The organism is Martelella sp. AMO21009, assembly GCF_053484295.1.
Genome location: NZ_JBAKFR010000004.1, coordinates 260,575 through 274,380 on the forward strand (window position 1 = coordinate 260,575; position 13,806 = coordinate 274,380).

12 protein-coding genes are annotated in these 13,806 nt (G+C 62.9%); 11 read left to right on the forward strand and 1 reads right to left on the reverse strand.

Translation table 11 applies throughout. The features are described 5' to 3' along the window. The first annotated feature begins 10 nt into the window (after positions 1 to 10). The gene (locus V6766_RS07430) at positions 11 to 913 is read left to right on the forward strand and encodes a helix-turn-helix domain-containing protein (RefSeq protein WP_448465040.1); all 903 of its coding nucleotides are present in this window, start codon (positions 11 to 13) and stop codon (positions 911 to 913) included. 27 nt (positions 914 to 940) lie between these two features. Here V6766_RS07430 and V6766_RS07435 read toward each other — a convergent pair whose 3' ends face one another. Further along, entirely contained in the window at positions 941 to 3,058 is a 2,118-nt protein-coding gene (locus tag V6766_RS07435) for a TonB-dependent siderophore receptor (RefSeq protein WP_448465042.1), read from the reverse strand. 268 nt (positions 3,059 to 3,326) lie between these two features. Between V6766_RS07435 and V6766_RS07440 the strand changes: the two genes are divergently transcribed. From V6766_RS07440 to V6766_RS07485, 10 genes are all read left to right on the forward strand, one after another. Next, complete coding sequence (locus tag V6766_RS07440; RefSeq protein WP_448465044.1) at positions 3,327 to 4,331, forward strand: iron-siderophore ABC transporter substrate-binding protein; 1,005 nt, start codon at positions 3,327 to 3,329, stop codon at positions 4,329 to 4,331. A gap of 44 nt (positions 4,332 to 4,375) precedes the next feature. After that, positions 4,376 to 5,353 (forward strand): FecCD family ABC transporter permease, encoded by a 978-nt coding sequence (locus V6766_RS07445; RefSeq protein ID WP_448465046.1) that lies wholly within the window; start codon positions 4,376 to 4,378, stop codon positions 5,351 to 5,353. Continuing rightward, positions 5,350 to 6,390: a FecCD family ABC transporter permease gene (locus tag V6766_RS07450; protein ID WP_448465048.1), complete on the forward strand. Its 1,041-nt coding sequence runs from the start codon at positions 5,350 to 5,352 to the stop codon at positions 6,388 to 6,390. The genes V6766_RS07445 and V6766_RS07450 overlap by 4 nt, the downstream gene beginning before the upstream one ends. Further along, positions 6,387 to 7,205 carry an ABC transporter ATP-binding protein gene (locus V6766_RS07455; RefSeq protein WP_448465050.1) on the forward strand — a complete coding sequence of 273 codons (819 nt, stop codon included), beginning with the start codon at positions 6,387 to 6,389 and terminating at the stop codon, positions 7,203 to 7,205. The genes V6766_RS07450 and V6766_RS07455 overlap by 4 nt, the downstream gene beginning before the upstream one ends. Positions 7,206 to 7,216: 11 nt before the next feature. Then, positions 7,217 to 8,269 (forward strand): DUF2218 domain-containing protein, encoded by a 1,053-nt coding sequence (locus tag V6766_RS07460; RefSeq protein ID WP_448465052.1) that lies wholly within the window; start codon positions 7,217 to 7,219, stop codon positions 8,267 to 8,269. Between the two features lie 219 nt (positions 8,270 to 8,488). After that, positions 8,489 to 9,439 carry a LysR family transcriptional regulator gene (locus V6766_RS07465; RefSeq protein WP_448465054.1) on the forward strand — a complete coding sequence of 317 codons (951 nt, stop codon included), beginning with the start codon at positions 8,489 to 8,491 and terminating at the stop codon, positions 9,437 to 9,439. A gap of 103 nt (positions 9,440 to 9,542) precedes the next feature. Continuing rightward, on the forward strand, positions 9,543 to 10,826 hold the full coding sequence (locus V6766_RS07470) for an ABC transporter substrate-binding protein (RefSeq protein ID WP_448465056.1): 1,284 nt from the start codon (positions 9,543 to 9,545) through the stop codon (positions 10,824 to 10,826). A gap of 48 nt (positions 10,827 to 10,874) precedes the next feature. Then, the gene (locus tag V6766_RS07475) at positions 10,875 to 11,777 is read left to right on the forward strand and encodes a carbohydrate ABC transporter permease (RefSeq protein ID WP_448465159.1); all 903 of its coding nucleotides are present in this window, start codon (positions 10,875 to 10,877) and stop codon (positions 11,775 to 11,777) included. An 88-nt stretch (positions 11,778 to 11,865) separates the two neighbouring features. After that, positions 11,866 to 12,639 (forward strand): carbohydrate ABC transporter permease, encoded by a 774-nt coding sequence (locus V6766_RS07480; protein WP_448465161.1) that lies wholly within the window; start codon positions 11,866 to 11,868, stop codon positions 12,637 to 12,639. A gap of 69 nt (positions 12,640 to 12,708) precedes the next feature. Next, entirely contained in the window at positions 12,709 to 13,782 is a 1,074-nt protein-coding gene (locus tag V6766_RS07485) for an ABC transporter ATP-binding protein (RefSeq protein ID WP_448465058.1), read from the forward strand. Positions 13,783 to 13,806: the final 24 nt, after the last annotated feature.

Below are 13,806 nucleotides of genomic sequence, written 5' to 3' on the forward strand. Positions count from 1 at the left end.
GTAACCTGTCTTGACCTATCGGCATTCGATGTTGTGTCATACCAAAGGCATTCGGCCGGTCCAGCCGGTCCTGTGGCGCGGACTTGACGGCCTTGTCGGCGTCTATTGGGAGGCCGAGGGCGATCGGGACGCGAACGCCTATTATCTTTCGCCGGATCCGAGGATTGTCATCTTCTTCAACGATGTCTCGGATTGCATTCGCGTCTCGAACCGTAACGGCGCGTTTTCCGGCCATGAACGGCCGCTGACGCGGGCGATCTACGTACCCGCGGGTGTTCCGATGTGGACGCAGTTCACCGCCCGGCATCGCTTCTCCCATCTCGATCTTCATCTGCATGAGGACAGGCTGCTGCGCTTCATCGCGCCATCGATCGGCGCCTCCGCGGCCCGCGCCGTTTTGCGCCGTCCGGCCGAAACCCATGATATCGGTCCGATCGGCACGCTGGCGGGCATGATCGTCGACGAGGTGGCAAATCCCGCCCGCCATTCGCTCTATGCCGAAAGCCTTGTCGGCAGCCTCGCGACCGCCCTGCTGGACATTCCCGCCGATGCCGGAAAACCCGCTTCCGGCGGCCGGATCACCAAGGCGCAGATGAACCGGCTGCTGTCACGCTTCGAAGCATCACCCCAAGCGCGCATGACGGTGGCCGAGATGGCCGAGACCGTCGGGCTTTCGGAAAGCTGGTTTTCGGAAGTCTTCCGGCAGACCACGGGCAAAACGCCGCTGCAGTGGCAGCTTGCCAGACGCGTCGAACGCGCGAAGGATCTGCTCGTCGGAAGCGACCTCAGCGTTGCCGATGCCGCCGCCGAGCTCGGCTTTTCCGATCAGGCGCACCTCACCCGCGTGTTTCGCCAGGTCACCGGAGAAACGCCGGCAGCCTGGCGCAAGAAGGCGCTCACAAGTGCGCGCTGACCCGCGCGCAATGGCGCGTTCCTTATCTCACCAGGACTGGCGCAGCGTCACATAAACCGCGCGGCCCTGATTGTACCAGTCGGCGCCGTAGCCGCCATAGGCGACATATTTCTCGTTGAAGAGGTTGGTGGCGTTCACCTGCAGGGTCGTGTGTTCCGCGACATCATAGCTGAAGGCGGCGTCGAAGGTGATGTTGGGGTCGGATTTGACCTTGTTGTCCTCGCCGAAATAATAGGAGCTCTGGTAGCGCGCGCCGAGGCCGAAGGTCATGTCGCCGCGCCGGCCTTCGCCTTCCAGCGTATAATCCACCCACAGGGAAGCGACATTGTTCGGGACGAAACCGAGCTCGTTGCCGACATTGCCGCTCGTGCCGTTTTCGACGATGTCCGACATCATGTAGGAATAGGCCGCCGTGAGGCTGAAATTGTGCGGCAGTTCGGCCTTGGCTTCCAGATCGATGCCGCGCACCCGCGCCTCGCCGATCGATTCCTGCATGCTGGTCGCGGGATTGGTGACCGTGATGTTGGTCTTCGTCAGATCATAGACCGAGGCGCTGAACAGCGCCGGGAAGGCCAGCGGCGCGTATTTGACGCCGACCTCATACTGCTCGCCGCGCTCCGGCTCGATCCCGAGCGTCGGCGGCGCCACCGACTGGGCATAGCTCGCATAGGTCGAGACTTCGTCGGTGATCCGGTAGGTCAGCCCCGCGCGGCCGGTAAACTCGCTGTAGTCGCCCTCGGTCGTGATGCCGGTGAGCTGGTTAAGCTGTTCCAGATCCAGCCAGTCATTGCGCAGGCCGACCGAGGCGATCAGCTTTTCGGAGAAGGTCAGCTCCTGCTGCAGGTAGACCGAGGTCGTGTTCTGGTCGTTCTTCGTGCTCGCATAGGGTCCGCTGTAGTTCGGGCCGCCGGAATAGACCGGGTTGGTCCAGTCAATGCCTGGCGCGACATCGTAATAGCTGTCATTGGTGCCGGAATAGGTTTCGTACTGCAGGCCCGCAAGCGTGCGGCTTTCGACGTTGGCGAAGGACGTATCGTACTGGAAATGCGCGTCGATAACGAAGTCGTCATAGTCGCGGGCGCTGCCGAAGTAATAGCGATCGGCAATCGTGTCGCCATTGTCGACCGGCTCGTAGACATAGGCATAGCCGAAACCGGTCTCGGAGCTCGAATAGCGGGCCCGCGAACTGAAAGTCAGTCCCGAGCCGAAGTCGTGGTCGAACATCCAGGTAACGGTGTTGCGGGTCACGTCGTTGTAGTTGTAATCCGGCTCGCCGAGAAAGAAGCTGCGGTCGAAATCCGACCCGATCGGATGCCCGCCGCCGCCGGGCGTGCCATCGGTATCGAGATAGTCGTAGATCAGGGTCATCTCGGTGGCATCGTCGATGCGCCACGTCAGCCCGCCCATGATGAAGCTCTCGTCGTCATTGGAATAGTCGTATTCCGCGTCGGCGTTCTGGAACTTGCCGGTGAGGCGATAGGAAAGCGTGTCATCCTCGGTGATGTTGTCGCCGAAATCGAAGCCGACCTCGGCGTGGTCGTAGGAGCCGCCGGTGATATAGGCTTCGCCGAACCGCTCGCTCCGCGGCGTCTTGGACACGAAATTCACCGTGCCGCCCGGATCGGAGACGCCGAAGATCGTCGAATCGGCGCCCTTGAGCACCTCCACCCGCTCGAAAGCAAACGGCTCCTCGCGCACACCACCGAAAGGCGAGCCGAGCGGAAGGCCATCGCGGTAGGTATAGGCATCGAATCCGCGGATCTTGTAATAATCGAAGCGGTCGTCGGAGCCGTAGAAGTCGGTGGTCACGCCGGCGGTGTAATCAAGCACCTGTTCCACCGTCTGGGCGTCGCGCTGCTGGATTTCCTTGGACGTGATCACGGATACCGAAGCTGCGGTGTCGAGGAAGTCCGTCGCCAGCTTGCCGCCGCCGGAGCTTTCGAACGCGACGATTGAGGTGGCGTCGCTGCTGCCCATGCCGCTGGTGTTGACGGTCACGGGCTCGAGAACGGTGGTCGCCTCGCCCTGATCCTGCGCTCTCAACGGCATCGGGCTTGCTGCCAGCGCCGTGCAGCCGAGAAGGACGACCGCCCTCCGCCGGATCGTTGCGTGCCGTCCATCATTTTTGCTTGTTGCGTCGTTCATCTTCAGCTTCCAGAAATCGCGTTCAGCGGATTTTGATCTACTGCGGCAGAGCGCCCGTTCGCGGCCGCGAGAAGGCTTGTTCCGACGCAATCTGCAGGTTCAGATGGCGATTAACCTGATTAATTTAGTCCAGTATTGTATGATTTCCCGTTTTTGTAGGATTCCCCTGAAACTTCACCGGCGGCGGCAGAAGTCGCGCATGGCCACCTTGACCCCCTTTATTGAACATGACAATGAGGGTCAACTTTAGCCAACCGGAGAAATCGCCATGTCGCGCTTGCCTGGTTTTTCCCTTCTCATCGTCGCCATCGCTCTGTTTGCTGCGCCCGCAACCCGCGCGGGCGAGCCCCTTGCCGAACCGATCATCATCCACCATGCCTTCGGCGAGACCGTGATCACCGAGAAGCCGGAGCGGGTCGCGACCGTCGCCTGGGCCAATCACGAGGTGCCGCTGGCGCTGGGCGTCGTGCCGGTGGGCTTCGCTGCGGCCAATTTCGGCGATGATGACGGCGATGGCGTGTTGCCCTGGGTCGCGGCACGGCTCGATGAACTCGACGCCGATACGCCTGTGCTGTTCGACGAGGGCGATGGCATCGATTTCGAGGCCGTGGCCGCCGTCAGGCCCGACGTCATCCTCGCCGCCTATTCCGGCCTCACCCGCAGCGAATACGACACGCTGAGCCAGATCGCGCCGGTCGTCGCCTATCCGGATGCGCCCTGGGCGACGAACTGGCGCGACATGATCCGCCTCGACAGCGCAGGCCTCGGCATGCCGGAGGAAGGCGAGGCGCTGATCGCGCGGATCGAGGCCGAGATTGCCGCCGAGATCTCCGAATACCCGGAGCTTCAGGGCAAGAAGGCGATGTTCATCACCCATCTCGACGCCACCGACCTCAGCGTCGTGAATTTCTACACGACCCACGATACCCGGGTGCAGTTCTTTGGCGATCTCGGGCTGGAAGCCCCCGAAAGCGTGATAGCGGCCTCGAAGGACGGCAGCTTTGCCGGGTCGATCAGCGTCGAGCGCATCGATGCCTTCGACGACGTCGATATCGTCGTTACCTATGGCGACGATACGCTTCTCGAGGCCATGCGGCAGAACCCGGTTTTCCGGCACATGCCGGCTGTCGAAAACGGCGCCGTCATCATGCTCGGCCGCAATCCCCTCGGCACGGCGGCCAACCCGACCCCGCTTTCGATCTCCTATGTGCTTGATGACTATGTGGCAAAGCTTGCCGCAGCGGCCAGAAAGTCAACCGCCAAGCCAGAATGAGGCGGCAGGTTACGATAGCCTCCGGCGCGGGCGGCGGAGGGAGGATGTTCTGGCTGGCCGTGGCCGTTCTCGCTGTCGTCGTTCTGGCGGCGGCCTCGCTGGCGATCGGCACGCGCGGCGTGTCTTTTTCCGACATCGCCGCCGCCATTGTCGGGCACGAGGAAACCATCGGCGAAGCCGTGGTGGCGATGCGCATTCCGCGCACGGCGCTTGCCGTGCTGGCAGGGGCCGCGCTCGGGCTTTCCGGCGCGCTGATGCAGGGCATCACCCGCAACCCGCTGGCCGATCCCGGCATTTTCGGCGTCAATACGGGCGCGGCACTGGCGGTGGTCATCGGCGTGGCCTGGTTCAATATCAGTTCCTCCAACGCCTATATCTGGACCGCGATCCTTGGCGCGGGCATCACCGCCGTCTTCGTCTACCTGGTCGGCTCGCTTGGTCGCGGCGGGGCGACGCCGCTGAAGCTGACGCTTGCGGGAGCGGCAACCTCGATCGCGTTCGCTTCGCTGGTCATGGCGATCGTGCTGCCGAGAGGCGACATCGCCGGCGGCATCCGCTCCTGGCAGATCGGCGGCGTCGGCGGGGCCACTTTTTCGCGCATCCTCCCGGTTCTGCCGTTCCTCGTCGTCGGTCTCGCACTCGCCTTCATCTCCGCGCGCAAGCTCAACGCCATGGCGCTGGGCGACGAACTGGCCGCGGGCCTCGGGGAAAACATTGCCCTCGGCCGCGCCGTTGCCGCGGTTTCGGCGGTTCTCCTGTGCGGGGCGACGACGGCGGTGTGCGGGCCGATCGGATTTGTCGGCCTCGTGGTTCCGCATGCCTGCCGCTTGGTCGTCGGCGTCGATCACCGCTGGCTGCTGCCGTTTTCGGCCCTTGGCGGCGGCATACTGCTTCTGGCGAGCGATATCGTCGGCCGCATCGCCGCCCGCCCCGGCGAGGTTGATGTCGGCATCATAACCGCGCTGGTCGGCGGGCCAGTCTTCATCTGGATCGTCAGGCGCCAACAGGTGCGAGAACTATGACGCGCCTTTCTTCGACCCTCCAGCGCGTTACGGCCACCAGAACCCGGCGCAGCAACCGGCGGCGGCTCGGCATGGCGCTGTTTGTAGCCCTGATCGCAGTGCTGTTCGCGCTGACGCTGATGCTCGGCAAGTCCTTTGCGCCGCCCGGCGCGGTGCTTCGGGTGCTGGCGGGCGAGGATGTGCCGGGGCTTTCCTTCACGGTCGGGCAATTGCGCCTGCCGCGCGCCTTGCTGGCGGTGCTGGCCGGCGCAAGCTTCGGCCTTGGCGGCGTCGCCTTCCAGACCATGCTGCGCAATCCGCTGGCAAGCCCGGACATTATCGGCATCAGTTCCGGGGCCAGCGCAGCAGCGGTGTTCGCCATCGTGGTGTTGAAGCTGAACGGGCCCGCGGTCTCGGTCTTTGCCGTTTCCGCCGGTCTTGGCGTTGCGTTTCTGGTCTATGGCCTTGCCGCAAAGAACGGGGTTGCCGGCACCCGGCTGATCCTCGTCGGCATCGGCGTTTCCTCGATGCTGGAAAGCATGATCGCCTATGTGCTGTCGCTGGCGCCGATGTGGAACCTTCAGGAGGCGCTGCGCTGGCTGACGGGCAGTCTCAACGGCTCCCGGCTGGATCAGGCGGTTCCGCTTGTCCTCAGTCTGGTTGTCTGCGGCGGGCTGCTTGTCAGCAGGACGCGGGACCTCGAAGCGCTCCGGCTGGGCGACGAGACGGCCGCGGCGCTTGGCGTCGGCGTTGCCCGCACCCGTCTCGTGGTGACGATCGCGGCCGTCGGACTGATCGCGATCGCAACCGCGGTGACCGGGCCCATCGCCTTCGTGGCGTTTCTCTCCGGGCCGATTGCTGCGCGGATCATCCGCACCGGCGGTTCGCTGCTGGTTCCGGCCGCACTGATCGGCGCCTGCCTTGTTCTGTTTGCCGATTATACCGGGCAGTTCCTTCTGCCCGCGCGCTACCCTGTCGGCATCGTCACCGGGGCACTTGGGGCACCCTATCTCATCTATCTCATCATTCGCGCCAACAGATCGGAAACGGCACCATGACCCGGCATGTTCTCAGCGCAAACGGGATCACAACGGGCTATGGCGAGAAGACCGTTCTCGAAGACCTCAGCTTCACCGTGCCGCAAAACCGGATCACGGCGATTGTCGGAGCCAATGCCTGCGGCAAGTCGACCCTGCTCAAGACGCTGTCGCGGCTTCTGACGCCGAAGCGCGGAGAGGTACTGCTCGACGGCAAGGCCATCCACCGCACACCGACGAAATTGCTGGCGCGCTCGCTGGGCCTGCTCCCCCAGTCGCCGCTGGCGCCGGAGGGGATCACGGTTTCGGATCTCGTCAGCCGGGGACGTCACCCACACCAGACCATGTTTTCGCGGTGGAGCGCGCGAGATGACCAGGCGGTTGCCCTTGCGCTCGATACGACCGGCACGGCGGACCTTGCCGACCGCGCCGTCGACGAGCTTTCCGGCGGCCAGCGCCAGCGGGTCTGGATCGCCATGGTGCTGGCCCAACAGACCGATATCCTGCTGCTCGACGAACCGACCACCTTCCTCGACATCAGCCATCAGGTCGAGGTGCTGGATCTTCTGACCGACCTCAACCGCAAGAACGGCACCACCATCGTCATGGTGCTGCACGACCTGAACCTTGCGGCCCGCTATGCCGATCATCTGGTGGCAATGAAGGCCGGACGGCTGCATGTGGCGGGCGCGCCGGAAGCGGTGCTGACCGAGGACCATATCCGCGCGGTCTTCAGCCTCGAAAGCAGGATCATCATCGACCCGGTTTCCGCGCGGCCAATGATGCTGCCGATGGGCCGCCACTACAGCGATGCGAAGCCTTCCAAGAGCGAATGAAGGGAAGAAACATGACGTTCCGCCTTGCCGGCATCGCCCGGCCAACAGACCCGGCAGTGATGCTCGATACCCTGGAAGAGCATCTTGGCGAGCATTTCGATATCACGCGCTCCGGCGAGCGCTTGACGCTGAGGACCGAAACAGGCGAGGCGGTTCTCGCGGTTGACCGGAAAAGCTTGAAGATCGCCCTCGCCGCGCCGAGCGCCGAGCAGCTGCAACTGGCGCGCACCATGCTTGCCGAATATCTGTTCTATTTCGCCGGCGACGATGCGATGGAGCTTACATGGTCCGATGCGCCATCAACAGCCGCGCCCGCCAACCTGCATGAGGTCCGCGTTGTCGCCACCGAAACCGTCACGCCGCATATGCTGCGGGTGAAATTCGCCTGCGCCGATGTGACGCCGTTCATCGGCGGCAACATGCACGTGCGCCTGCTGGTGCCGCCAAACGGCCGCGAGCCGGTCTGGCCGGTGATCGGAGAAGATGGACGGATCAAATGGCCGGAGGGCGAGGATGCGTTGCTGATCCGGGTCTATACGATCCGCTTCGTCGATATCGAACGCGGCGAAGTCTGGGTCGATTTCCTTCAGCACCCTGCCCCGGGCATCGCCACGCCGGGTGCCGATTTCGCTCGCGATGCAAAGCCCGGCGACCGGGCGGCGTTTCTCGGCCCCGGCGGCGGCGGCGTTCCCGCGGCCGAACGCATCTTCCTTGCCGGCGACGAGGCCGCCCTGCCCGCGATCGCCCGTATCGCCGAGGAAGCGCCGGCCGGAACGAGGCTGACGGCGATCATCGAAGTGGAGAACGCGGCGGAGGAACAGGCGATCGGCGGGGCGTCCGAACTCGACCTCACATGGCTGCATCGCTCGTCCGCCGGAACCGGGGGACTGGCGCAAACCATCCGCCATGCGCTCGCCGACCTCGACGGCGAAACCTTCGTCTGGATCGCGTGCGAAAAGAGTGATGTCCGCGATATCCGCGGCCTCCTGAAGAACCGGCAGCACGACCGCAAGAAAATGTATGTTGCCTGGTACTGGGACCGCGACGGTGACGGCGTGCGCTGACAGCCCAGGCCGGACAACAGATAAGGCGATGGAAAGATCAATTGCGCGCAGGCAGCGTTAATGTCTTGGATGACAGGCGCAAGAAAAAAGCCGTACCTTCCGTCGATATCAAGGACTTGCGTGCGAAGATCAGTGTCAGCGGAGAACTTGAAAACCGGTCACGCGGCGACGTAGAAGTTGGCCACTCTAGACACAGGCGTGAGGCCCGCGGGAGGCGATATGGACAAAATTCTGCAGCAGTTTCTGGTGATCGCGGAATCGGGTTCCTTCAGCCGTGCGGCGCAATTGCTCAACGTCACCCAGCCGACGCTTACCTTCAATATCCGGAAGCTGGAGGAAAGCCTTGGCGTTATACTGTTCAAGCGCACCGCCCGTGGCGTGACGCTGACGCCCTACGGCATGACGCTGTTCGAGAACACCCGCGTGATGCGAAGGCTCTACGACAACACGCTCGACCTGCTGGAACGCCAGCGCACGCAGACCGAGCGCACAATCAGCATCGGAACCGGCTACACCTGGTGGATGCTGTTCTTGCGCGACTGGGCCTTCGACCACCGGCAAACCTACCCGGATGCGCCGGTCCATGTCAGCATCGGCAACCAGCTTCGTTGCCTGGACCAGCTTCTCGCGGGCGAGATCTCGCTGTTTCTCGGTCACGAGACACCGTCGATCGCAGCCGAGTTCAACACGCGCTTCGTGCCGTTTGGAAAGGCCAAGCAGGGTTACTTTGTCCGCAAGGACCATGAGCTGCTGAAAGGCCCGCGGTCGTTGGAGGAGATCAAGTCCTATCCGCAGGTGGCCGCCGGCTCGCCGGACCGGCGCTACGAGCGGCTTTTCCTGCGCCACGGCGGAGGCGAAAGCGATCTGCGCTTCAGGGCAGAGCCCCTGAGCTTTGCCTCGAACTCGTTGGATGCCTGCATCGACTATGTTCTGAACAGCAACGGCGTCTACCGCTTCACCACCGTCATGTCCGATGAGTTGGCAGCGAGGGGGCTTCACCTCATCGAGTTGGATTCGAAGCAGGTCGAGACGTGGGATCGCGTCGGAATTTACGCAACCCAGGACGCCGGCCAGAACCCTCGGCTTTCCGCATTGATCGATGAAATCCTGACGCTCGGAGCCGGCGCCCTTGCCAGGAAAACGGAAAAAGCGCAAGGCAGCCATAGATAATATCAATATTTCTTTCGAAAGATCGTATTTTTCATATGCCCTGCCGATGGGTAACCTTCTGCATCACCGATCGAGGAGATGTCGGTGAACAAAGGAGGAGCATATGATGAATTCCATCGGTCGACGCCGCTTCATGCAGATTGCCGGATTCACGGCCCTTGCCGCCAGCCTTGACGGGCCGATCGCCCGCGCCGCCGCCGAGCGGCTCCGCCTGATCTTCTGGGGCGGACAGGTCCGCGCTGACAAGACCGGCCAGGTCAGCGCGCTCTTCGGCGAGGAAACCGGCATCAACGTCCAGAACGAATTCCTGTCCTGGAACGATTACTGGACCAAGCTCGCCACCCAGATCGCCGGCGGCAATGCCCCGGATATCTTCCAGATGGACTACCGCTACATCGTCGAATACGCCAACCGCAACGCCATCGCCCCGCTTGATGAGTTCGTCGGCGACCAGCTGAACCTCGATGATTTCGACGACGACCAGGTCGCCGGCGGCACCGTCGACGGCAAGCTTTACGGCATCAGCCTCGGGGCCAACTCGGTCGCCTGCTTCGTCAACACCAGCCCCTTTGAAAAGGCGGGCATTCCCGCGCCGAATGGCCCCTTCACCTATGATCAGCTCGCCGACTTCAACGAGGCGTTCAAGAAGGCGGATGTCGGCATGAGCGTCATCGACGACGCCTCATCCTTCGAACAAGCACTCGAAAACTGGCTGCGCCAGCGCAAGAAGGCGCTTTACACCGCAGACGGCAAGCTGGGATTCGACGAGAACGACGCGATCGAGTGGTTCACGATGTGGGCGAAACTCCGCGACGCCGGGATCTGCGTGTCAGCCGAGGACAGAGCCCTTTACACCGGATCGATCGATACGTCGATGATCGTGACCGGAAAGGCCGCGCTCCAGCTCGACAATTCCAACGTGCTGATCGCCCACCAGGCGCTGATGCAGGACAAGCTCGGGCTGGCTCCCTATCCGCTGGTCGCGCCAGACGCCACCGGCGGCCAGTACCGCAAACCGTCGATGTTCTTCTCGGTCGCCGGCACGTCGAAAGCGAAGGCCGACGCCGCCCGGTATGTGAGCTACTTCGTCAATGATCTCAAGGCCGCCAAGGTCCTCGGCACCGAGCGCGGGATCCCGTGCGCTGCCCATGTGCGCGACGCGCTCGCCCCCGAGCTTTCGGAACAGGAACGCCTGACGCTCGAATATGTCGCCGGGCTCGGCGACCTGATCGGCCCGATCCCCCCTGCCCCGCCGCAGACGGCGGGCGAGATCGCCGGCACCATGCTCACCAACATCTCCCAGCAGGTTGCCTTCGGCATGCAAAGCCCCGAGGCCGCCGGCAAGGACTTCGTCGCCCAGGCCTCCGACCTTCTGAGCCGGGGCTGAGCAATGACGATCACCACGCCCACTGAAGCCATCCCCCCGCGCGGGGGGATGGTTCGGGGAAAGGCACGCCCGTGGTACTCTTCGCCAGAGGGTGCGGGCTATTTTTTCCTGCTGCCATGGGCGATCGGCTTCCTGTGCCTGTCGCTCGGCCCGATCCTCTGGTCGCTCTATCTGTCGTTCACGGATTTCGACCTCTTGACCTCGCCGAACTGGATCGGCACAGCCAACTACGTGCGGATGTTTTCCGCCGATCCCAAATTCATGGCCTCGGTCCGGGTAACATTCGTCTATGTCATCTTTTCCGTGCCGCTGAAGCTCGCATTTGCGCTCGCGATCGCGATCCTGCTCAACCGAGGCATCAGGGGCCTGTCGCTCTACCGGGCGCTGTTCTATCTGCCCTCGCTGCTCGGCGCGAGCGTTGCCATCGCCATCCTCTGGCGCCAGCTCTTTTCCGGCAACGGCCTCGTCAACCAGTTTCTCGCCAATTTCGGCATCGACGGGCCGAGCTGGATTTCGAACCCGCATTATTCGCTCTGGACGCTGATCGTACTCGCGGTCTGGCAATTCGGGTCGCCGATGATCGTGTTCCTGGCGGGACTGCGCCAGATCCCGGCGGACGTCTACGAGGCGGCTACGGTCGATGGCGCCGGCCGCTGGCGCCAGTTCGTGCGCATCACCGTGCCGCTTCTGACCCCGGTGATCTTCTTCAACGCCATCATCCAGACGATCGAAGCGTTCAAGACCTTCACGCCCGCCTTCATCATCTCGAACGGTCAGGGCGGACCGGTCAACTCGCTGCTGTTCTACACCCTCTACCTCTATCAGGAAGCCTTCGGCTATTTCCGCATGGGCTATGCATCGGCGCTCGCATGGGTGCTCTTGATCATCATCGCCCTGTTCACGGCCTTCGCCTTCCTTACCAGCCGCTACTGGGTGCATTATGACGAATAAGGCCACAACCGCATTTTCCGAAGGAAGCGCACGGGGCCGCCTGACCGGCATCATCGTCCATGCGCTGCTCATCGCCGCATCGATCGCGATGCTCTATCCGCTCTTTTGGATGCTGTCGGCGTCGTTCCGGCCGGAATCGGAGATATTCACCTCCGCCAGCCTGATTCCCTCCAGCATCAGCTTCAGCTCCTATATCGAGGGCTGGAACGGCCTTCCCGTCAGTTTCGGCCGGTTCTTCAGCAATTCCTTCCTGATCGCGATCCTGTGCGTAATCGGCAATGTGCTGAGCTGCTCGCTTGCGGCCTTCGCCTTCGCCCGGCTCGAATTCAGGGGGCGGAGGATGTTCTTCGCTCTGATGCTGATGACGCTGATGCTGCCCTATCACGTGACCCTGATCCCGCAATATGTGCTGTTCAGGGGCCTCGGCTGGATCGGCACCTTCCTGCCGCTGGTGGTGCCGAAATTCCTTGCCGCCGATGCCTTCTTCATCTTCCTGATGGTGCAGTTCTTCCGCGGCATCCCGAAGGAACTGGACGAGGCCGCGATGATGGACGGCTGCTCACCCTGGCGGATCTACTGGAAGGTGATCCTGCCGCTGTCGATGCCGGTGCTCGCCACCGCTTCGATCTTCACCTTCATCTGGACCTGGGACGATTTCCTGGGGCCGCTGATCTATCTGAACGACATGGAGCAATACACCGTCATGCTCGGCCTCAGGACCTTCGTGGATTCCTCCGGCGTGTCGAATTACGGCGGCCTGTTCGCCATGTCCGTGCTGTCGCTGGTGCCGGTATTCGGCTTCTTCCTGCTGTTCCAGCGCCTTCTGATCGAAGGCATTGCCACCACGGGGATGAAGCGATGATGAGGCAAGTCACGCCCCCTGCAATTCCCGGACGGCCCGCAGAAACCCAGAATCTCTTGGAGGCAAACCATGTCATCCACCGTTGAGTTGCGCAAAATCGTCAAGGCCTATGGCGAACTCGAAGTCATCCACGGCGTCGACCTGATGATTGATCCCGGCGAGTTCGTCGTCTTCGTCGGCCCCTCCGGCTCCGGCAAATCGACCCTGTTGCGGATGATCGCAGGGCTCGAGAAAATCTCCGGCGGCGACCTCCTGATCGACGGCGAGAAGGTCAACCAGATCGCGCCCTATGAGCGCGGCATCGCCATGGTGTTCCAGTCCTACGCGCTCTATCCGCACATGTCGGTCTACAAGAACCTCGCCTTCGGGCTGGAGACCGCGCGGATGCCAAAGCAGGAGATCGAAAAACGCGTGCAGGAAGCCGCCGAAATCCTGCAGATCGAAGCGCTGCTCGGGCGAAAACCCCGCCAGCTCTCCGGCGGCCAGCGCCAGCGCGTGGCGATCGGCCGTGCAATCGTGCGTGAGCCGAGGCTCTTTCTGTTCGACGAGCCGCTTTCCAATCTCGATGCGGAGCTGCGCGTGCAGATGCGCGTCGAGATCGCCAAGCTGCACCGCCGGCTCGGCAACACCATGATCTACGTGACCCACGACCAGGTCGAGGCGATGACCATGGCGGACAAGATCGTGGTGTTGAACAATGGCCGGATCGAGCAGGTCGGCTCGCCGCTCGACCTCTACAATGCGCCCGTCAACCGCTTCGTCGCCGGCTTCATCGGATCACCGAAGATGAACTTCCTGACGGTGGACGCTACACCGCAGGGTATTCAGGTCGGCGGCATTTCGCTACCGGCGCCCGCATTTTCGACACCGCCCGAGACCTTCGGCATCCGTCCCGAGCATATTCGGATCGTTCCCGAAAACGGAGGCATCAGCCTCGGCACCGCGACCGTCGACCTTGTGGAGAGCCTTGGCGGCCAGACCGTCGTCTATGCGAGCCTCGCCGACGGCCAGGCGTTGACGATCCTGCTTGAAGGCCAGCCGCAAGTGGCCGACCGCATCGAAGTGTTCTTCGATTTCGACAAGGCACATTTTTTCGACGCCGACGGCCGGAACGTCTCGGTGAAGCTGGCGGAGGACGCCTGACGCTTTCGGGCATCAGAGGAATTC